Raw genomic sequence first — 20223 nt, 5'->3', positions numbered from 1 at the left:
CCATGTTCCATCTGCAAAGCCTAGAGCTGGTCCACTGGGACTACTGCCAACGCGTCAGCCTGCCGCTGGACGCGTCCATCATCACCATTGCCGGGCCCAACGGCTCGGGCAAAACCACGCTGCTGGACGCGCTGCGCACCCTGCTGGGCCTGAAGTGCTCGCAGCCGCGCGACTTCAAAACCTATGCCCGCCACGCCGGGGCCAACATCGCCTGGCTGCGTGCCGTGGTCGACAACAAGGCCCAAACCCGCCAGACCAGCAGCCGCCCCTTCGCCAAGCGCCTGCTCTACAGCGACCAGGTCACGCTGGCCTGCCGCATCGAGCGCAATGGCGGCGACTGGCAGCGCCGCTACCTGGTGCTGGAGGGCGATGTCAGCATCGAGCAGCTCACCGCCATGCCCGACAAAGACCTGGGCCTGATGGGCATCGAGGCCTGGGGCCGGGTGCTGTCGGCCGCCGGTTTGTCTCCGGCAATAGCCAAGGTGCTGTCGCTGGAGCAGGGCCAGACCGACCGCCTGTGTGAATTTAGCCCGCGCGAGCTGCTGCGCCTGGTGTTCGACGTGTTTGGCGACCAGGAAGTGCTGGGCCACTACGACACCGCCCGCGAGCACCAGCAGCAACTGGCCCGCGAAATGGCGCAGGCCAGCCACGAGTTGGACCACAGCAAGGCCCAGCTCGCCGAGCTGCAAAACCGCGTCAGCAACTACCAGACCTGGCAGCACAAGGTGCAGGAGCACGAGCGCCTGGCCACCGAGGTGGTGCCGGTGCTGGAATGGCACGGCCAGCGCCAAAAGCTCACCGAGCGCAGCCGCGACCAGCGCCGCCAGCGCCAGCACAGCCGCCAGGCCGTGGCCGAGCGCGCCCGGCAAAACGCCCAGCTGCTGGAGCTGCTGGAAGCCCGCAGCGCCACCGATGCCGCCGCCACCCGCCTGCTGCAAGAGCGCGATGCCGCCGCCGTCCAGCGCGACAGCACCCGCGACCTGGAACGCCCGCTGGAAGCCCTGGCCCAACGCGCAGCCGAGCTGCTGGCCCTGGTGGACAAGGAAAGCGATGCCGAGGCCCTGACCGCCCACCTGGACGCGCTGCGCAGCACCGAATCCACCCTGCAAAGCAAACACAGCGCCTTACTACAAAAAAGAGAGCTTGCAGCGCAGGCGCAATCTGCGCTAGAGGGTCAAAACACTCCGCCTTTTCCCGACGATGCCCGCCGCCTGCGCCAGCGCCTGCAAGCGCAAAAAATCGGCCACCGTTTCCTGGCCGAGGTGGTGGAAGTGCGCGACGAACACTGGCGCGCCGCCGTGGAAGGCGTGCTGCGCGCATCCCGCTGGGTAGTGCTGCTGGACGATGCCCACGACGTGGACGCAGCCGACACCATCGCCAGTGCCGACCGCTACCGCCACTACATCACCGCGCCCGGCGACACGGCTCCCACGGCGGAAGCTGACACCCTGCTGGCCCACATCCGCTTCGATGCCAAGGTGCCGCGCTGGCTGGTCCAACAGTTGCAGCACCTGCGCTGCGTGGACAGCCCGGCGGCGGGCCGCAAAACGGCGGGTAGCTGGATAACCCCCCAGGCCTACAGCTTCGACGGGCGCGGAGCCCGCTCCCTGTGGGTCGAGCCGCGCGACCACCAGTTTGGCGCGGCGGCCCTCATAGCCCGCCGCGACGCGGTGGAGCGCGACCTGCGCAGCCTGGATGCGGCGCTGGGCCCGCTGGGGCAAGAGCTGCGCGACATCCGCCTGCAGATCAAGGACTGCCAAAAATCCCTGGCGGGCCACAGCGCCGCCCAGGAGCTGGCCGAGCGCAACGACGAGTTCTCCGCCGCCAAGCAGGCTCTGCCCGCCGCCAAACAGGCCCGCATTGCCGCCAGCCTGCACTGGCAAAGCCTGGACACCGCCACCGCCGAGGCCAAAACCCGGCACCAGCAGACCGACACCCAGTACCGCCAGCTCGAACACAGCCTGCGCCAAAAGAACCAGGAAGCCGACCGCCAGGCCGCCGAGCTGCTGGCCACCCGCAAACAGCACACGGCCCACATCGACAGCTCCAACCACCGCCGCCGCCAGATCCCCGCTGCCTGGCGCGCGCCGCACGTGGTGCAGGCCCTGGTGCGCACCTACCAAAACGACACCCAGGCCCGGCTCCGCCTGCAGTCGGTGCATGAAGAACTAGACCTCGACACCTGGGAAAAAGATGCCACGGTGGAAGAGCGTTTTCGCCGCATGGAAGTGCTGGTGCGCGAGCAGGGCTACAGCCTGGGCGACCACCAGGCCAAGAATGCCCAGGCCGGTATCGCCGTGCACAACGCCCGCGAAAGCTACATCGAGGTGCTGCGCAGCACCGTGCGTCGCTACCGCAAGAACATCCAGGAGCTGGGCGAGCTGGCCGGGGTGGCGGTAAACGCCGACCTGCCGGTGCTGGAAAACGACGACACTGTGCTGGCCCAGGCCGGGCTGAAGGTGCATTTCAACTTCGACGGCAAGGGCAGCATCGGCCTGAACGACGGCGAGGCATCCGGCGGCCAGCAGGTCATCAAGTCGCTGATCCTGCTGGTGGCGCTGCTCAAAGACGACGAAACCGCCTCGGGGGGCTTTGTCTTCATCGACGAGCCCTTCGCCCACCTGGACGTGCGCAACATCCAGCTGGTCGGCCACTTCCTGCGCTCCACCCAGGCCCAGTACGTGCTGACCACGCCTATCACCCACAACCTGGAAGTCTTCGAGCCCGCCGAGATCACCCTGATCACCAGCAAAAAACCCAAGAACGCCCGCTGGGCGCCGCCGATTGCGGTGGCCAAGCGGCGGGGTATGGCCAGCCCTCTTGAAGTGAAAATTTAAGCAAAAAAGACCTCTGGCGTATGTTTTATATACGCATGCAGCTATATATTTTGTAGCGTTAGGCGGCATGCGGCTTGGCATCAAAGTTGCACAACCTGCACCGTGCACGCTTTGCGTGCACCAAAGCCGTTCCAACCCACAAGGTCCGCATGCCCCAGTTTGTCCACACGGTCGGTGCCCACACCTACCGCTTCCGCGATCTCCGCGACCTGCTCGCCAAAGCCACGCCCCTGCGCTCGGGCGATGTGCTGGCGGGCGTGGCCGCAGGCAACGCGCAAGAACGGGTAGCCGCGCAAATGGCCCTGGCCGATCTGCCACTGGCCACGTTTTTGAACCTGCCTGTGGTGCCCTACGAGAGCGATGAAGTCACCCGCCTGATCATCGACAGCCATGACGCCGCCGCCTTCGCCCCCCTGCGCCACCTGACCGTGGGCGACTTCCGCAACTGGCTGCTGGGCGACGCGGTGGACAGCGCCACGCTGGCCGTGGTGGCCCCCGGCATCACGCCCGAAATGGCGGCGGCGGTGAGTAAGATCATGCGCAACCAGGATTTGATTCTGGTGGCCAAGAAGTGCCGCGTCACCACCGCCTTTCGCAACACCATCGGGCTGGAGCAGCGCCTGTCCACCCGCCTGCAACCCAACCACCCCACCGACGACACCAGCGGCATCGCCGCCAGCGTGCTCGATGGCCTGCTGTACGGCAGCGGCGACGCGGTGATCGGCATCAACCCCGCCACCGACAACGTGCCCCAGGTCATCAAGATCGTCACCATGCTGGACGCCATCATCCAGCGCTACGAGATTCCCACCCAGAGCTGCGTGCTGACCCACGTGACCAACACCCTGCAGGCCATTGAGCGCGGCGCGCCCGTGGACCTGGTGTTCCAGTCCATCGCGGGCACGGAGGCGGCGAACCGCAGCTTTGGCATCCACCTAGGCCTGCTGGCCGAGGCCCGCAGCGCCGCCCTGTCGCTCAACCGCGGCACGGTGGGCGACAACGTGATGTATTTTGAAACCGGCCAGGGCAGCGCCCTGTCGGCCAACGCCCACCATGGCATGGACCAGCAGACCTGCGAAGCCCGCGCCTATGCCGTGGCCCGCGCATTCAAGCCGCTGCTGGTGAACACCGTGGTCGGCTTCATCGGACCGGAATATTTGTTTGACGGCAAGCAGATCATCCGCGCCGGGCTGGAAGACCACTTCTGCGCCAAGCTGCTGGGCCTGCCCATGGGCTGCGACGTTTGCTACACCAACCACGCCGAGGCCGACCAGAACGACATGGACGTGCTGCTCACCCTGCTGGGCGCGGCGGGCTGCAACTTCGTGATGGGCATTCCTGGCTCGGACGACATCATGCTGAACTACCAGACCACCTCGTTCCACGACGCGCTGTACGTGCGCCGTCTGCTGGGCCTGCGCCCCGCGCCCGAGTTCGAGGCCTGGCTGCACCGCATGCAAATTTTTGAAGGGGACGGTGTGGCCCAACTCGGCGCGGCCCTGCCCGAACCATTTGCCCAAGCCTTGTTGGCGATGGGCTAAGGAGCTTTTTATGAACGTGATTTCCAACCCCTGGCAGGCCCTGCGCAGCCTGACCGCCGCCCGCATCGCGCTGGGCCGCAGCGGTATCAGCCTGCCCACCGCGCCGCAGCTCGACTTCCAGCTCGACCACGCCCGTGCCCGCGATGCCGTGCACCTGCCGCTGGACACCGCCAGCCTGGTGCAGGCCCTGGGCGATGTGCTGCCCGGCCACCCCGATGCCCTGCCACTGGCCAGCGCCGCGCCCGACCGCAGCACCTACCTGCAGCGCCCTGACCTGGGCCGCCGCCTGAACACCGCCTCGCACGACACGCTGGCCGCGCTGTACCAGCCGGTGTGCCCGTACGACCTGGCCCTGGTGGTGGTGGACGGCCTGTCGGCCCTGGCCATCGCCCAGAATGCCGCCCCCTTCATCCACGCCCTGGTGCAGCGCCTGGGCACCGAAGACTGGTCTATCGCCCCCACCACCATCGTTACCCAGGGCCGCGTGGCGGTGGGCGACGAGGTGGGCCAGCTGCTGGGTGCCAAAGCCGTGGTGGTGCTGGTCGGCGAACGCCCGGGCCTGAGCGCGCCCGACAGCATGGGCCTGTACCTCACTTGGGCCCCCCGCGTGGGGCTGACCGATGCTGCCCGCAACTGCATCTCCAACGTGCGCCCCGAAGGCCTGTCGTACTTCGATGCCGCCTACAAACTCCACATGCTGCTGCGCGAATCCCGCAAACGGCAGCTGTCGGGGGTGGACTTGAAGGACGAGACGGTAGAGGTGCTGGAAGCAGGCGCGCCGGTGGGGCGGCGGTTTTTGCTGGCGTGAGGGGCCGCTTGCCCCACTAACCCACAGGTGATTCGCTTCGGTGGCATCCTGCATAGCGCCGCGTCAAGCGTGATCTGTCGGTTTGCACTGGCCCTCAACGCGCATTGCGTCGTTGCGGTCCTTGCCCAGGCTAAAGCCTGGGCTGCGGCCCACGCCTAGCACTGCACGCCGATAGCTTTGCGCAAACTCGACACATCACACTCGACGCGACACTTAGCAAATTCTTGCTCCACTTCACGCAAAGGATCATCCAATGTCCACCATGACGCTCTGGGGTTTTGACGGCTCCACCTATGTGCGCACCGTCAAAATGCTACTGGCCGAAAAGGGCTTTACCGACTACACACAGGTTCCGCTCAACGTGCTGGCGGGCGAACCCAAATCGGCCGAGCACCTGGCCCGCCACCCGTTTGGCAAGGTGCCGGTGCTCGATGTCAACGGCCTGCGCCTGCTGGAGACCGCGGCCATTGCCCGCTACCTGAACGACGTGCTGCCCGGCAAGTCGCTGGTGCCCGCCACATCCGCCGACCGCGCCCGCATGGACATGGTGGTCGGCCTGGTCGACTCCTACGGCTACGGCGCGCTGCTGGGCGGCGTGGCGGCCTACCACCTGTTTCCTGATTTTGTGGGCGGCAAGAACGCGGCGGCGCTGCAAGCCGGTATCGACAATGGCCGCAAGGTGATCGAATTCGCCATGCAAACCAAGGGCAGCGCGCCCTTCATCGCCGGTGAGTTGAGCCTGGCCGATCTGTACCTGGCCCCCATCGTGTTCTACGTAGCGCTGACGCCTGACGCGGCCACGGTCTTCGACATCCCCGGATTTGCCGCGTGGTGGACCCAGGTGCAGGCGCTGAAGAGCTACCAGGACACTGTGCCCAATCTAGGCTGAACCAGCAGTTTTTAAGAAGAATAGGTCTCTAGCCCATATGGTGTATGGGCTGATAGCTATAGATTAAGGAGTAATCTGGAGTGGCGAAGTTTTTCGATTTGTCGCTGGATCGGCAAAAAGTTGGAAAATCCTGCATTTCCGAGTCCCGCTGTACGAAAAATCACCCATCGCGCTTGCAATGCACATTTGTGCGCCGAAGATAGCGAGCTGATTAGCTGGCATGGAGCGCCGATGACTTCCCGTTTTCTCACCCAAGACCCACCACCATCGCACGAAGCCAGCCGTGTGGTGGATCTGGGCGCGTCCATGCATGCCGATGCAGCGGAAACCGCCTTTGCGCAGGACAGTTTGCAGGCCTTGCTGGGGGCGTTTGTGGCCAGCGCGCCGGCCCTGCCCTGGGCGGCTTACCGGGCGGGCGACAAGTTGCATTTGATCGGGCAGGGCGGCCCGGCCAGGGATTGGCCGGTGGCGATTGCCCAAGGGGACCTTCAGGCGTTTTGCCGCGACCAGGGCCTGCACCGCTGGGCCACCGGCCAGGGCGAAAGCGCGCTGGGCTGGGTGCTGGCACCGCAGAACGAAGCCGGTAACGGAGGTGTGGCCGATCTGGCGCGCAAGCTGGGCCTGCGCCTGCAGACCGATGCCCTGGCCCGGGCCCAGGCCACCCAACGGGTGCTCTTCGAAATCACCTATTTAGCCAGTTCCACCCAAGACCGTGGAGCGTTTTTGCAAGGTGTACACCGCCAACTATCGACCCTGATCGACGCCGAAAACTTCTATCTGGCGCAGTACGAGAGCCAGACCGACAAGCTCAGCTGGCCGTATTACGTGGACTACACCGATGAAGAGGTCATGCATGCCGAGACCCATGAGTACATCGACCGGCAGAGTCTGTCGATGACCGGTTATGTCCTGACCACCGGGGAGCCGCTGTTCGTTTACGCCATGGACATCGCCTTGGCGGAAGAGCAAGGGCTGTTCCATTGCAGGGGCCACCGCCCGGAATTCTGGATGGGGGTGCCGCTGAAAAATGCCTCCGACGAAGTGTTCGGCATGCTGGCGATGCAGGTGTACGACGTTTCGCGCATCTACAGTGTCGAGGACCGCGAGCTGTTTTTGGTGGTGGCGCGCCACGTGGCAATGACACTGGACCGGATTCTGCACCGCGTGCACCTCGAAGAAACCGTGGCCCGGCGCACGCTGGAGCTGTCCACCCTGAACGACGCACTGCGACAGGAGGTGGCCGAGCGCGAACGCGCAGAACACCTGCAGCGCGCCTTGTTCCAGATCACCGAATTGGCCAGCCAGCCCGGCGACATGGCTGAGCTGTTCCGCGGCTTGCACGTCATCGTGGGCGAGCTGCTGTTTGCCCGCAATTTTTACATCGCGCTGTTCGACGATGCCACCACCGAGGTGACCTTTCCGTATTACGTGGATGAATTTCTGGACAATGTGCCCAAGTCTCGGCGCGGCGAGCGTGGCGTGACCGAATACGTCATCCGCCAGCGGCGGCCTTGCCTGATCAGCCGACAGGAGGCGCTGCGGCTGGAGGCGCTGGGGGAGATTGCCATTCACCGGGCCGCCAACCCGTCGTATTCTTGGCTCGGTATCCCGCTGTTTGAGGGCGACGTGGTGCGCGGCGTGCTGGCGGTGCAAAGTTATTCGCCCGACATCCACTATTCCTTGCGCGACCAGGAGTTGCTGACCTTTGTCTCGCGGCACATCGACACCGCCTTGTCCCGGCGCAGCGCCGCCGAAGCCATCCACACCGCCAACACCCGGCTGGAGGCGCGGGTGCAAGACCGTACCCGCGCGCTGGACCACGCCAACGCCCAACTGCAGCACGAAAACGGCCATGACTCGCTGACCGGTCTGCCCAACCGCGCGCATCTGCAGCAGCGCCTGCACAGCGCCTGGCAGGCGTTCTGCGACCATGGCCAGGAACTGGTGGTGATGTTCATCGACTTGGACCGCTTCAAGATGGTCAACGACAGCCTGGGCCACCACTCCGGCGACCTGCTGCTGGTCCAGGTGGCCGATCGCCTGCGCAAATGCATGCGCGACAGCGATTTGCTGGCCCGCCTGGGCGGGGATGAATTCGCGGTGCTGGCCTTTGGCGCGCCGCCGGATGTCACCATGGCCATCGCCGAACGGATTTTGCAGGCCTTCGAACTGCCGTTCCACATCGACGGGCACGCCGTGTTTTCGTCGTGCAGTGTCGGCGTGGTCGGTGCCGACAGCCAGTTCCACCAGGAACCCGCCGACCTGCTGCGCTATGCCGATACCGCCATGTACCGGGTGAAAAACGGCGGGCGCGACAGCTACGCGCTGTTCAACCAGGAACTGCGCCGCGAGGTGTCCGACCAGATGGAGCAAGAGAACGCCCTGCGCAATGCGCTCAAGCGTAGCGACGAACTGCTGCCGTATTTCCAGCCCATCATGGATGTGCAAACCGGCAGCATTCGGGCCTTGGAGGCCTTGATCCGCTGGCACCAGCCCGGCGGCAACATCGTCGCACCCGGCCAGTTTCTACCGGCGCTGGAAGGCCTGCGGTTGATCGGCCGTCTGGACCTGTACATGCTGCACAGCTTGGTGGCGATCCTGGCGCAGCCCGAACATGCGCACTGGCCCACGGTGCATGTGAATTGTTCCAGCTACAGCATCACCCGCAGCGAATTCTCCAGTGAGGTGCTGAGCCTGTTGGCCGAGCATGGCGTGGCAGCCTCGCGCATTTGCCTGGAGCTGACCGAAGGTGCCCTGGTGGCCGAGCCCGAACTGGCGCGCCAGGCCATGAAACACCTGGCCGCCAACGGTGTGTCGGTGGTGCTGGACGACTTCGGTGCCGGGTTTTCGTCGCTGAGCTATGTGCACCAGTACCACTTCACCGGCCTGAAGATCGACAAGTCCTTCATCCTCGAGCTGACCACCAGCCCGCGCAGCCGCGCCATCGTGCGGGCCATCGTGCGCATGGCCGAGTCGCTGGACCTGAGCGTGGTGGCCGAAGGGGTGGAAGATGCCGAAACCCTGGCCTTGTTGCGCGACATGGGGGCGGGCCAGGCGCAGGGCTACTACTTCTCCAGGCCGGTGCCCCAGGAGGCGCTGGACCTCAGTCTGCTGGCCGGGAGCGCGGCCTAGCGGCTTGTGGTTTCCATCAGCGGCCTGTGCGTTCCAGATACCGCTTGCGCCAAAACACCAGGCCCAGCAGCGCCGCCATCAGCACCATGCTGCCCATGGCCCACCAGAAGCCGCTTTGCAGGTGCAGCAGCGGAATCACGTCGAAGTTCATGCCGAAGATGCCCGCAATCAGGTTCAGCGGCAGGAAGATGGCGGTCATCACCGTCAGCGTGCGCATGATGTCGTTGGCACGGTTGCCCTGGGCGCTGAAGTGCAGCTGTACCGCGGTTTCGGCGCTCTGCTCCAGGCGGCGCACGTGGTGGACCACCCGTTCGATGTGTTCCAGCACGTCGCGGCTGCGCACCTGCAGCAGTTCGCGGTCGCGCGCCGCGGCGGGGCTGGCGGCATCGGGCCAGGTTTTTACCGCCTCGATCCAGTCTTGGATGGACGCGCGCTGGTCTTCGCACACATCGTCCAGCCGGTGCAGCGTCTGCCGTGCGTCCAGCAGAGCGCTCCAGTTGGTGAAGCGGGCACCCGGCTTGAGCAGCTCGGCCTGCCAGTGGTCCAGCTGGCGCGTGAGTTCGCGGCGCAGGTCCAGGTAGCCGTCCACCATCAGGTTGACGATGCGCAGCATCAGGTCGGCCGGGCTGGTAGGCAGGCGCGCACCCGCCGCCTTGGACTCGGCCGAGGTGGCGCTGAGCAGCTTGTGCGCGTAGCTGTCACGCACCGCGCAGTCGCTGGGGTGCACCGTCAGCAGCACCTGGTCGAACACCGCAAAACCGACCGGGCTGGTGTCGATGCGGCGCAGGATAGGCGGGCCGCTGTGCTTGGTCACCGCACCCTGTGCCGCGTCGGCTTGCCCCGCCGCCAGCCGCCGGAACACCAGCAGGTCGTACTGCGAGGTGTAGTCGTAATGCGACGGCAACTGCTTGTTCAGCAGGTCGGACACGTGCAAATCGACCAGCGTGTGGCCGCACAGCTGCTGCAGCGTGGCCTGGATGTGCTCCAACTGGTTTTCAAACTCTGTGCGCCCGCAGGCTATCCAGACGAAGCCGCCGGGCACGGGGGTGGTGGGCAGGGCGCTGGCTTCCACCACGCTGGTGCCGACAATAGTAAAGATGCGCATGCTGCTTGTAGCTCACCCCCAGGCTGCAGTGCTGCGCATCTTTCGCCAACCCCCTTGCAGGGGGCAACACCAGCAGCCTGGCGGAGCCAGTTCTGCAGTGTTTCTGGTGGGCGTGCGTTCTGCCTGCAACCTGGAGATTTACCTTTGTGTTGATTTATAAGAAATAGGCCACTAGCGCAGGTAAAACCTACGCTAGTGGCTATGGTTTTAGGACTGCAGCAGCCGGGCGGCGTCCAGCGCAAAGTAGGTCAACACGCCATCGGCCCCGGCGCGTTTGAAGGCCATCAGGCTCTCCAGCACTACGCGGTCGTGGTCCAGCCAGCCGTTCAAGGCCGCGGCTTTGAGCATGGCGTATTCGCCGCTGACCTGGTAGGCAAAGGTGGGCACGGCACATTCGTCTTTCACCCGGCGCACGATGTCCAGGTAGGGCATACCAGGCTTGACCATCACCATGTCGGCCCCCTCGGCGATGTCCATGGCCACCTCGCGCAGGGCCTCGTCGCTGTTGGCGGGGTCCATCTGGTAGGTTTTCTTGTCGCTTTTGCCCAGGTTGGCGGCCGAGCCCACCGCGTCGCGGAACGGGCCGTAGAAGGCGCTGGCGTACTTGGCGCTGTAGGCCATGATCTGGGTGTGGATATAGCCATGCGCTTCCAGGGCGGCGCGGATGGCTCCGATGCGCCCGTCCATCATGTCGCTGGGCGCGACGATGTCCACGCCCGCAGCGGCCTGGGCCAGCGCCTGCTGCACCAGGGCTTCAATGGTTTTTTCATTGACGATGTAGCCATTTTCATCGGGCAGGCCGTCCTGGCCGTGGCTGGTGTAGGGGTCGAGCGCCACGTCGGTCATCACACCCAGTTCCGGGTAGTGTTGTTTCAGGGCGCGCACTACGCGGGGGATCAGCCCGTCGGGGTTGAAGGCTTCTTCGCCGCCATAGGTTTTGAGTGCCGGGTCCACCACCGGGAACAGCGCCATCACCGGGATCTGCAGCCGCACGCACTCGGCTGCCATCGGCAGCAGCAGGTCCAGGCTGAGCCGCTCCACGCCGGGCATGGAGGCCACGGCCTCGCGGCGGTTCTCGCCGTCCAGCACAAACACCGGGTAGATCAGGTCGTGGGCTGTGAGCGTGTTTTCGCGCACCAGGTTGCGGCTGAAGGCGGTGCGGCGCAGGCGGCGCGGACGGCCAGCGGGGTAGGGGGCAAAGGTGGTCATGGGGAAAATTGTGCCTCAGAACACCGGTTATCCCGGTAAGCCCTCTTGAATCGCCTCCCTACCTTTGCTAAATTGCTGGTGGGGCGGCTCTGGTCGTCCTCCCGCTTTACCTCCCTGAGCGGGGCCAAATGGTGGCAACACCTGCAGGCTTAACGCCCCGGCCGGATGGTCGGGGCATTTTTTTGGGCGCTGCGTAAATTTTGGGCTGCGTAGATGCTGGCTAAATCAAACACAGTGCCTTGGCCCCGCCTTTCACCGCGTCCACCACCAGCTTGCGGTCCAAAGTGGCAAGTTGCCCGCCGTGGGCGCAGGCCAAGGCCAGCAAGTAGCTGTCGGTGATTTGGCCGGAGCTCAGCAAACGGCTGCTGTCTACACGTTTTGCATCCATCAGGCTGATGTCGTCGGGCCAAAAGCAGTGTCCCGGCAAGGCGCACAGACTGGCGAGGGTGGCCACCACTGCCGCCGGTGTACCGGGTGCGTTGGGGTAGCGGGGGTGGCCGACGATGCGCAGCAGCCCGTTTTGGGTCATGGGGCAACTGGCCCAGGACGTATGCCCGTGCTGGGCAAACCAGCCGTGCGCGGTGTCGTGCGCCACATGGGCTGGGTCAGCCAGTGCGATCAGTACGTTGACGTCCAGAAGATAGCGGCTCATGCCAGTTCGTCCCGCAGCTGGTTGACGATATCCAGGCTGACGGGCGCTGGCTGGGACGTGGTGGGCAGCAGTTGGATGCCGTTGCGCAGTGCCGCGGTAGGCGCTGCACGCTGTAGCCCCTGGCGCACCAGGTCTGAAAGTACGGCACCTATCGTGCTGTGCTGACGCTCGGCCAGGCTTTTGGCCAGCAAAAAAACATCGTCGTCAATCGATAGGGTGGTGCGCATGGGGTGGACTCCGTGGAAGGCTATGCATCAAACATTTTGCATCAAACATCAAACTGCACAAAGCTTCTCGGCGTTAAAGCCAACATGCCCGGCCTACACTCTCACCATGCTCTGGATCAAATCTCTCCACATCGTTTTCATCGCCAGCTGGTTCGCCGGCTTGTTTTACCTGCCGCGTATTTTTGTGAACCTGGCGATGGTGCCGCTCGGTTCCCTGGCCGAGCGGGAGCGGCTGCTGTTGATGGCGGGCAAGCTGTTGCGCTTCACTACCATTCTGGCCGTGCCGGCGCTGGTGTTTGGGGCCTGGCTGTGGCTGGGCTACGGCATCGGGCGCGGCCCGGGCAATGCCTGGATGCACGCCAAGCTGGCCCTGGTGCTGTTGGTGATCGGTTACCACCACGGTTGCGCTGTGCTGCTGCGCAAGATGCGCGCCGGGGCACCGATGCGCAGCCACCAGTGGTACCGCTGGTTCAACGAGGTGCCGGTGCTGCTGCTGCTGGCCATCGTGGTGCTGGTGGTCGTCAAACCCTTTTAACCACGCGGTGCAGGATGCACAAAACCTCGGCCTGGCCGCTCTCTTTGCTGTATGTAGGGCTGGTGCTGTACGCCAGCCTGTACCCGTTTGACGGCTGGCGCGACCAGGGCATTGCGCCCTGGTTTTTTGTCACTGCGCCGCTGCCCAAGTACTGGACCTGGTTCGATGTGGCCATCAACGTCACTGGCTATGTGCCGCTGGGCTTTTTGTTAGCCCTGAGCGCCCTGCGCACAGGCCGTGGCCGGGCACCCATCCTGGCCGCCACGCTGGCTGCGTGCCTGCTGTCGCTGGGCATGGAAACCCTGCAAAGCTACTTGCCCGTACGGGTGCCATCCAACGTCGATTGGGCGCTGAATACCGCCGGTGCCTGGCTGGGCGCGGTCACCGCCGCGCTGCTGGAGCGGCTTGGGGCGATTGACCGCTGGAGCCAGTTCCGCACCCGCTGGTTTGTGGCCGATGCGCGCGGCGAGCTGGTGCTGCTGGCGCTGTGGCCGGTGGCCTTGCTGTTCCCGGCCGCCGTGCCGCTGGGCCTGGGCCAGGTGCTGGAGCGGCTGGAGGCGGCCCTGGCCGATGCGCTGGAAGACACTCCGTTCCTCGACTGGCTGCCGGTGCGCGATGTCGAGCTGCAACCGCTGGTGCCCAGTGCCGAGCTGCTGTGCGTGCTGCTGGGAGTGCTGATTCCTTGCTTGCTGGGCTACTGCGTGGTGCGCAATGCGCGCCAGCGGGTGGTGTTTGCGCCGCTGTTGGTGGCGCTGGGCCTGGGCGTGGCAGCCGTATCTGCCGGGTTAAGTTACGGCCCGAACCACGCGCTGGACTGGCTGAGCCTGCCGGTGCATGTGGGCCTGTGGGCAGGCCTGGTGCTGGCGGGCCTGCTGGTGTGGCTGCCGCGCCGGGTCTGTGCGCCGCTGGTGCTGCTGGCCTTGGCGGTGCACGTCAGCGTGCTGAACCAGGCCCCTACCAGCGCTTACTTTGCGCAAACTTTGTACACCTGGGAGCAGGGCAAATTCATCCGCTTCCAGGGCATTGTGCAGTGGCTGGGCTGGCTGTGGCCGTACGCGGCGATGGTGGTCGTCATCGGTCGCATAGCGCGGCCTGCCTCGGAAAACTAACAGGATTTACGCAAGACCCCCTGTGCGCCCAGAGGGCGATACAGGGGGCGCTGCGTAAGTCCTAACTAAAATACTGCCATGACCGAATCCACCACGCCCGACGCACCCGCACCGTCTTATTACGGTCGCCACATCTTCTTTTGCCTGAACGACCGCACCAACGGCGAAGACAGCTGTGCCCACCACAACGCCCAGGCCGGTTTCGACCGCTGCAAGTCATTGGTGAAAAAGGCCGGCCTGTCCGGCCCCGGCCAGGTGCGCGTCAACAAGGCCGGTTGCCTGGACCGCTGCGTCGCCGGGCCGGTGGCCGTGGTCTACCCCGAGGCCGTCTGGTACAGCTTTGTGGACGAGAGCGATATCGACGAGATCGTCGAGTCGCACCTCAAGAACGGCCAGGTGGTGGAACGCCTGGTCACCCCGGCGCACCTGGGCCGCTAAAACTTGTGGCTCACCCCCAGGCTGCAGTGCTACGCATCTTCCGCCAACCCCCTTGCAGGGGGCAACACCAGCAGCCTGGCAGAGCCAGTTCTGCGGTGTTTCTGGAAGACGCGTAAATTCAAGCTTTTTAGGCCGCTAGCGCATGTTCTATCTGCGCAAGTAGCTATTAATTCGATAGTAAATACGTGAATGCATCCACCCAGCGTTTGACTTTGACCGGTGCCGCAGGCGCGATCGAAGCCGTCATCGACCACCCCGAGGGCACGCCGCGCGGCGTGGCCGTCATTGCCCACCCGCACCCGCTGTTTGGCGGCACCATGGACAACAAGGTGGTGCAGACCATCGCCCGTGCTTTTGTGCAGGCGGGTTGGAGCGCGGTGCGCTTCAATTTCCGAGGCGTGGGCGGCAGCGCGGGCGTGCACGACGAAGGCCGGGGCGAGCTGGACGACCTGCTGGCCGTGGTGGCCCAGGCTGCCCCTGACGACCAGTCCTTGGCGTTGGCCGGTTTCTCGTTTGGTGCCTTTGTGACCAGCCATGCCGTGGCTTCGCTGTGGGCAGCCCGCCCGGTGGAGAAGCTGGTACTGGTGGGCACCGCGACTTCGCGCTGGACCGTGGCCACCCTGCCGCCCGAGGTGCACGAGCGCACTTTGACCGTGCACGGTGAGCTCGACGACACCGTGCCGCTGGCCTCGGTGATGGACTGGGCACGGCCACAGATACTTCCGGTTACCGTGGTGCCCGCGGGCGGCCACTTCTTTCACGGACAATTGCCGTTGTTGAAAAACCTGGTGCTGCGCCACCTGCGGTCCTGAACACCGCCTGAACCCACCCTGAACTTTCCAGCCCGTGTGTCGGTCAGACATGGGTTTTCCCTTTGCTCTGGTGATTGCATCACCCCTACTTTTGAACCCCCTCCCATGAAATATTTTTTACAGGCTGTTGCCGCGCCCGTGCTGGCGTCCATGTCCTTGATGGCTGCCGCCCAGTCGGTGGCGGGCCCGGAAATCGCCGCCAAATCCTACATGGTGCTGGATGTGACGGCCAACCAGGTCTTGCTGGAAAAAGACATCGACATGGCCGTCGAACCGGCATCGCTGACCAAGCTGATGACCGCCTACCTGGTGTTTGACGCGCTGCGTACCAAGAAGATCACCCTGACGCAGACCCTGCCGGTCAGCATCAAGGCCTGGAAAATGCCCGGGTCGCGCATGTTCATCGACCCCAAGATGCAAGTGCCGGTAGAGGACCTGATCAAGGGCATGATCGTCCAGTCGGGCAATGATGCCACCATGGCGCTGGCCGAAGGTGTGGGCGGCACCTCCGAGCGTTTTGTCGAAATGATGAACGCGCAGGCCAAGGTGCTGGGCATGAAAGCCACCGGTTACCGCAACCCCGAGGGCCTGACCGAAGCCGGCCACACCACCACCGCCCGCGACCTCAGCATTCTGGCCACCCGTTTGATGCACGACTTCCCCGAGTACGCGCATTACGACGGCATGAAGAAGTACCACTACCCCGGCACCCCCGTCAGCAACGAAAACAACCGCAACGGCCTGCTGTTCCGCGACCCCACCGTCGATGGCCTGAAAACCGGCCACACCGAAGCGGCAGGCTACTGCCTGATTGCCACTGCCAAGCGCGACTTCCCCAACGTCGGCAGCCGCCGCCTGCTGACCATCGTGCTGGGCACGGCCAGCGACAACGCCCGCCTGAACGAATCGCAAAAGCTGCTGAACTGGGGCTACACCGCCTATGAAGGTGTGAAGCTGTTCGATGCCAACCAGGCCGTCGCCACGCCCAATGTTTGGAAGGGCAAGGAAGCCACCATGAAGCTGGGCCGTCCCGACGCCATCGTGGTGGCTGTGCCGTCGGGCAACGCCGCCAAGGTGAAGACCGAAGTCCAGCGCCCTGATCCGCTGGTGGCCCCCTTCACCAAGGGCCAGGCCGTGGGCTCTCTGAAGGTCACTTTGGGCGAACAAACCCTGCTGACCGTGCCCCTGGTAGCGCTGGACGGTGTGGAGCAAGCCGGTATTTTGGGCCGCGCCTGGGACTCGATCCGTTTGTGGATCAAGTAAAACTGGTAAGTAAGCGCCTGCAAACATTGTCAAACTGCACAGTGTTTGCACGCACGCTGCCAAAAAGCTATACTTGAAGGCTTTTCGGAAACTTCCGAAGGGATTCACGTTTTCTGTTAGTTTTAAACGTTTAGGGACGTTTTCTTTGTCAAGGAGGCTTTAGTGCCAACCATTAACCAGCTAGTACGTCAGGGGCGCGAGGTCGAAACGATCAAGTCCAAGAGCCCTGCGATGCAAAATTCTCCGCAACGCCGTGGCGTTTGCACCCGCGTCTACACCACGACGCCTAAAAAGCCCAATTCCGCTCTGCGTAAGGTTGCCAAAGTGCGCCTGACCAACGGTTTTGAGGTCATTTCCTACATCGGCGGCGAAGGCCACAACCTGCAAGAACATAGCGTAGTGCTGGTGCGCGGCGGCCGGGTCAAGGATTTGCCCGGTGTGCGTTATCACATCGTGCGCGGTTCACTCGATTTGCAAGGCGTGAAAGACCGCAAGCAGTCGCGTTCCAAGTACGGCGCAAAGAAGCCAAAGGCTAAGTAAGTCCTGGTTTCCAGTTAGTAAAAGGTGTTGTCTCCCGCGTGGCGCGGTGATGCAACGTAGTGACCCGTGTTTTGGGTCGAGTAAGTAAAAACCAAAATGGTTTTTGCGGTGTCTGCCAAGACACCAACTGAAGCAATTAAGAGGTGAAAAATGCCACGTCGTCGCGAAGTCCCTAAACGTGAAATCCTGCCGGATCCTAAGTTCGGCAATGTTGAGCTGTCCAAATTCATGAACGTGATCATGGAAGGCGGCAAAAAAGCGGTCGCAGAGCGCATCATTTATGGTGCCCTGGAGTTCATCGAAAAGAAGAACCCCGGCAAAGACCCCGTTGAAGCCTTCACCTTGGCTATCAACAACGTCAAGCCCATGGTGGAAGTGAAATCCCGCCGCGTGGGTGGTGCTAACTACCAGGTTCCGGTCGAAGTGCGCCCCGTGCGTCGCTTGGCCTTGAGCATGCGCTGGTTGAAAGAAGCTGCTCGTAAACGTGGTGAAAAGTCCATGTCCCTGCGTTTGGCTAACGAGTTGATGGAAGCCACCGAAGGCCGTGGCGGTGCCATGAAGAAGCGTGACGAAGTCCACCGTATGGCTGAAGCCAACAAGGCCTTCTCGCACTTCCGTTTCTAAGAAACGTCCTCAACTTAGCTCCTCAAGCTGACAAGCCCGCTCCACCCTTTTGGCGGATGGCGGGCTTGTGGCTTTAACGAAAGAGAAAAATGGCTCGCCATACCCCTATTGAGCGCTATCGCAACATTGGTATCTCCGCGCACATCGACGCGGGCAAGACCACCACCACCGAGCGCGTGCTTTTCTACACTGGTGTGAACCACAAGATTGGTGAAGTGCATGATGGCGCCGCCACCATGGACTGGATGGAGCAAGAGCAAGAGCGTGGCATCACGATCACCTCGGCGGCTACCACCTGCTTCTGGAAAGGCATGGACAAGTCCCTGCCCGAGCACCGCATCAACATTATTGACACCCCCGGCCACGTGGACTTCACGATTGAAGTCGAGCGCTCGATGCGCGTGCTGGACGGTGCTTGCATGGTGTACTGCGCTGTGGGTGGCGTGCAGCCCCAGTCCGAAACCGTGTGGCGCCAAGCCAACAAGTACAAAGTGCCACGTCTGGCCTTTGTGAACAAGATGGACCGTACCGGTGCCAACTTCTTCAAGGTCGTGGACCAGATGAAGCTGCGCCTGAAGGCGAGCCCTGTGCCTATGGTGATCCCTATCGGTGCCGAAGAAAACTTTACCGGCGTGGTCGATCTGATCAAGATGAAAGCCATCATCTGGGACGAAGCTTCGCAAGGCATGAAGTTCGACTACAAGGAAATTCCGGCTGAGCTGCTTGAGTTGGCCAAGGAATGGCGCGAGAAGATGGTCGAAGCGGCCGCCGAAGCCTCCGAAGAGTTCATGAACAAGTACCTCGAAGAAGGTGACTTGACCGAAGACGAAATTAAGCTGGGCATCCGCACGCGTACCATCGCCAGCGAAATCCAGCCCATGTACTGCGGCTCCGCGTTCAAGAACAAAGGCGTGCAGCGCATGCTGGATGCCGTGATTGAATTCATGCCGTCGCCTGTGGACATTCCACCGGTCAAGGGTATTGACGAAGACGAACAGCCTGTCGTGCGCAAAGCCGACGACAACGAAAAGTTCTCGGCTCTGGCATTCAAGTTGATGACCGACCCGTTTGTGGGCCAGTTGACCTTTGTTCGCGTTTATTCCGGTGTGCTGAAAAAAGGCGACACGGTCTACAACCCGATTCGCGGTAAGAAAGAGCGCATCGGTCGTATCGTGCAAATGCACGCCAACAACCGTGAAGAAGTCAGCGAAATTGTCGCTGGTGACATCGCCGCTTGTATCGGTCTGAAAGATGTGACCACGGGCGAAACCCTGTGCGATCCATCGGCCATCGTCATGCTGGAACGCATGGTGTTCCCTGAGCCTGTGATCACCCAGGCCGTGGAACCCAAGACCAAGGTCGACCAAGAAAAAATGGGCATTGCCCTGCAGCGTTTGGCCCAAGAAGATCCTTCGTTCCGCGTCAAGACCGACGAAGAATCAGGCCAGACCCTGATCGCCGGTATGGGCGAGTTGCATCTGGAAATTATTGTGGACCGCATGAAGCGCGAATTTGGCGTGGAAGCCAACGTCGGCAAGCCGCAAGTGTCCTACCGCGAAACTATCCGTAAAACGGTGGAAGATGCCGAAGGCAAGTTTGTGCGCCAGTCCGGCGGCAAGGGCCAGTACGGCCACGTGGTGCTGAAGATCGAACCCAATGAACTCGGCAAGGGTATTGAGTTTGTCGATGCCATCAAGGGCGGTGTGGTTCCACGTGAATACATTCCGGCGGTCGAAAAGGGCATCTACGAAGCCGTCACACAAGGCGTGTTGGCGGGTTACCCGGTGGTCGACGTGAAGGTTACGTTGCACTTCGGTTCTTACCACGATGTGGACTCGAACGAACTCGCGTTCAAGATGGCAGCTATCTTTGGTTTCAAGGAAGGCTGCCGCAAGGCTAGCCCCGTGATTCTGGAGCCGATGATGTCCGTGGAAGTCGAAACGCCTGAAGACTACGCCGGTAACGTGATGGGCGATCTGTCCTCACGCCGCGGTATGGTCCAGGGTATGGAAGACATGGTTGGTGGCGGTAAGGCCATCAAGGCCGAAGTGCCTCTGTCGGAAATGTTTGGTTATTCCACCACGCTGCGTTCCATGTCCCAAGGACGTGCCACGTACACGATGGAATTCAAGCATTACTCGGAAGCACCACGCAACGTGTCCGAAGCCATCATGGCTTCCCGCGCCAAGTAAAAGCACCAAGTAAAAGTTGATGGAACGGGGCTAGCCCCGTTCTGTTCGATCCCCCTGTCTGCGATGGTGTGCCGCCTTGTTCCCGTGCGAGGCGATCCAGCAACACTGTGCAGACGTTAAACCTGACACGGGAATTAGCTCTTTGGAGAATTGAAAAATGGGAAAAGAAAAGTTCACACGCACCAAGCCCCATGTCAATGTGGGCACGATCGGCCACGTTGACCATGGCAAAACCACACTGACCGCCGCCATCACCACCGTGCTGGCAGCCAAGTTCGGTGGCCAGGCCAAGGCCTACGACCAGATCGAC

Annotated in this window: 18 protein-coding genes; 14 read left to right on the top strand and 4 right to left on the bottom strand. The window is 63.0% G+C overall.

Features of this window, described 5'->3' with window-relative positions; all coding sequences use genetic code 11:
- Window positions 1-2: 2 nt before the first annotated feature.
- The 5 genes from AC097L_RS16315 to AC097L_RS16295 all read left to right on the top strand — a co-directional run bounded on the left by AC097L_RS16315 (window position 3) and on the right by AC097L_RS16295 (window position 9207).
- A complete protein-coding gene (locus tag AC097L_RS16315) occupies window positions 3-2837 on the top strand; it encodes an ATP-binding protein (protein ID WP_479587587.1) in 2835 nt (944 codons plus the stop codon).
- Window positions 2838-2986: 149 nt separating this feature from the next.
- Complete coding sequence (locus tag AC097L_RS16310) at window positions 2987-4378, top strand: ethanolamine ammonia-lyase subunit EutB (protein WP_479587586.1); 1392 nt, start codon at window positions 2987-2989, stop codon at window positions 4376-4378.
- Window positions 4379-4388: 10 nt separating this feature from the next.
- Complete coding sequence (gene eutC / locus AC097L_RS16305) at window positions 4389-5186, top strand: ethanolamine ammonia-lyase subunit EutC (RefSeq protein ID WP_479587585.1); 798 nt, start codon at window positions 4389-4391, stop codon at window positions 5184-5186.
- A gap of 253 nt (window positions 5187-5439) precedes the next feature.
- Complete coding sequence (locus tag AC097L_RS16300) at window positions 5440-6075, top strand: glutathione S-transferase family protein (RefSeq protein WP_479587584.1); 636 nt, start codon at window positions 5440-5442, stop codon at window positions 6073-6075.
- 306 nt (window positions 6076-6381) lie between these two features.
- Window positions 6382-9207 carry a bifunctional diguanylate cyclase/phosphodiesterase gene (locus AC097L_RS16295; RefSeq protein ID WP_479587741.1) on the top strand — a complete coding sequence of 942 codons (2826 nt, stop codon included), beginning with the start codon at window positions 6382-6384 and terminating at the stop codon, window positions 9205-9207.
- Window positions 9208-9223: 16 nt separating this feature from the next.
- Here the strand turns inward: AC097L_RS16295 and AC097L_RS16290 are convergent, their stop codons facing one another.
- From AC097L_RS16290 to AC097L_RS16275, 4 genes are all read right to left on the bottom strand, one after another.
- Window positions 9224-10312, bottom strand: a complete 1089-nt coding sequence (locus tag AC097L_RS16290) for a magnesium transporter CorA family protein (RefSeq protein WP_479587583.1) — start codon at window positions 10310-10312, stop codon at window positions 9224-9226.
- Between the two features lie 207 nt (window positions 10313-10519).
- Window positions 10520-11521, bottom strand: a complete 1002-nt coding sequence (gene hemB, locus AC097L_RS16285; RefSeq protein ID WP_479587582.1) for a porphobilinogen synthase — start codon at window positions 11519-11521, stop codon at window positions 10520-10522.
- A 220-nt stretch (window positions 11522-11741) separates the two neighbouring features.
- Window positions 11742-12173 carry a TA system VapC family ribonuclease toxin gene (locus tag AC097L_RS16280; protein ID WP_479587581.1) on the bottom strand — a complete coding sequence of 144 codons (432 nt, stop codon included), beginning with the start codon at window positions 12171-12173 and terminating at the stop codon, window positions 11742-11744.
- Window positions 12170-12400 (bottom strand): CopG family transcriptional regulator, encoded by a 231-nt coding sequence (locus AC097L_RS16275; RefSeq protein ID WP_479587580.1) that lies wholly within the window; start codon window positions 12398-12400, stop codon window positions 12170-12172. Before AC097L_RS16275 ends, AC097L_RS16280 begins: the two co-directional genes overlap by 4 nt.
- 106 nt (window positions 12401-12506) lie before the next feature.
- Here AC097L_RS16275 and AC097L_RS16270 point away from each other — a divergent pair, with 106 nt between their 5' ends.
- The 9 genes from AC097L_RS16270 to AC097L_RS16230 all read left to right on the top strand — a co-directional run.
- Complete coding sequence (locus AC097L_RS16270) at window positions 12507-12935, top strand: CopD family protein (RefSeq protein ID WP_479587579.1); 429 nt, start codon at window positions 12507-12509, stop codon at window positions 12933-12935.
- 14 nt (window positions 12936-12949) lie between these two features.
- Complete coding sequence (locus AC097L_RS16265; protein ID WP_479587578.1) at window positions 12950-14044, top strand: VanZ family protein; 1095 nt, start codon at window positions 12950-12952, stop codon at window positions 14042-14044.
- A gap of 78 nt (window positions 14045-14122) precedes the next feature.
- Entirely contained in the window at window positions 14123-14482 is a 360-nt protein-coding gene (locus AC097L_RS16260) for a (2Fe-2S) ferredoxin domain-containing protein (protein WP_479587577.1), read from the top strand.
- A 185-nt stretch (window positions 14483-14667) separates the two neighbouring features.
- A complete protein-coding gene (locus AC097L_RS16255; protein ID WP_479587576.1) occupies window positions 14668-15294 on the top strand; it encodes an alpha/beta hydrolase in 627 nt (208 codons plus the stop codon).
- Window positions 15295-15399: 105 nt separating this feature from the next.
- The gene (locus AC097L_RS16250; RefSeq protein WP_479587575.1) at window positions 15400-16557 is read left to right on the top strand and encodes a D-alanyl-D-alanine carboxypeptidase family protein; all 1158 of its coding nucleotides are present in this window, start codon (window positions 15400-15402) and stop codon (window positions 16555-16557) included.
- Between the two features lie 162 nt (window positions 16558-16719).
- Complete coding sequence (gene rpsL, locus AC097L_RS16245; RefSeq protein WP_011466063.1) at window positions 16720-17097, top strand: 30S ribosomal protein S12; 378 nt, start codon at window positions 16720-16722, stop codon at window positions 17095-17097.
- Window positions 17098-17247: 150 nt separating this feature from the next.
- On the top strand, window positions 17248-17721 hold the full coding sequence (gene rpsG, locus AC097L_RS16240; protein ID WP_076196149.1) for a 30S ribosomal protein S7: 474 nt from the start codon (window positions 17248-17250) through the stop codon (window positions 17719-17721).
- A gap of 89 nt (window positions 17722-17810) precedes the next feature.
- On the top strand, window positions 17811-19913 hold the full coding sequence (gene fusA / locus AC097L_RS16235) for an elongation factor G (protein ID WP_479587574.1): 2103 nt from the start codon (window positions 17811-17813) through the stop codon (window positions 19911-19913).
- A gap of 157 nt (window positions 19914-20070) precedes the next feature.
- Window positions 20071-20223: GTP-binding protein (locus tag AC097L_RS16230; protein ID WP_479587740.1), on the top strand; the 153-nt coding region annotated here is incomplete at its 3' end.

The sequence above is a fragment of the Rhodoferax sp. RT5P35 genome, from assembly GCF_056521385.1.
Note: the sequence above shows the minus strand (reverse complement) of the source record. Positions and strands in the feature narration are given on the sequence as shown.

Coding starts and splice junctions, on each gene's coding strand:
- AC097L_RS16250 (WP_479587575.1), top strand. CDS start 15,400: ATGAAATATTTTTTACAGGCTGTTGCCGCGCCCGTGCTGGCGTCCATG.
- AC097L_RS16310 (WP_479587586.1), top strand. CDS start 2,987: ATGCCCCAGTTTGTCCACACGGTCGGTGCCCACACCTACCGCTTCCGC.
- AC097L_RS16265 (WP_479587578.1), top strand. CDS start 12,950: ATGCACAAAACCTCGGCCTGGCCGCTCTCTTTGCTGTATGTAGGGCTG.
- AC097L_RS16260 (WP_479587577.1), top strand. CDS start 14,123: ATGACCGAATCCACCACGCCCGACGCACCCGCACCGTCTTATTACGGT.
- AC097L_RS16270 (WP_479587579.1), top strand. CDS start 12,507: ATGCTCTGGATCAAATCTCTCCACATCGTTTTCATCGCCAGCTGGTTC.
- AC097L_RS16295 (WP_479587741.1), top strand. CDS start 6,382: ATGCATGCCGATGCAGCGGAAACCGCCTTTGCGCAGGACAGTTTGCAG.
- rpsG (WP_076196149.1), top strand. CDS start 17,248: ATGCCACGTCGTCGCGAAGTCCCTAAACGTGAAATCCTGCCGGATCCT.
- AC097L_RS16280 (WP_479587581.1), bottom strand. CDS start 12,173: ATGAGCCGCTATCTTCTGGACGTCAACGTACTGATCGCACTGGCTGAC.
- AC097L_RS16275 (WP_479587580.1), bottom strand. CDS start 12,400: ATGCGCACCACCCTATCGATTGACGACGATGTTTTTTTGCTGGCCAAA.
- AC097L_RS16300 (WP_479587584.1), top strand. CDS start 5,440: ATGTCCACCATGACGCTCTGGGGTTTTGACGGCTCCACCTATGTGCGC.
- AC097L_RS16315 (WP_479587587.1), top strand. CDS start 3: ATGTTCCATCTGCAAAGCCTAGAGCTGGTCCACTGGGACTACTGCCAA.
- hemB (WP_479587582.1), bottom strand. CDS start 11,521: ATGACCACCTTTGCCCCCTACCCCGCTGGCCGTCCGCGCCGCCTGCGC.
- eutC (WP_479587585.1), top strand. CDS start 4,389: ATGAACGTGATTTCCAACCCCTGGCAGGCCCTGCGCAGCCTGACCGCC.
- fusA (WP_479587574.1), top strand. CDS start 17,811: ATGGCTCGCCATACCCCTATTGAGCGCTATCGCAACATTGGTATCTCC.
- AC097L_RS16290 (WP_479587583.1), bottom strand. CDS start 10,312: ATGCGCATCTTTACTATTGTCGGCACCAGCGTGGTGGAAGCCAGCGCC.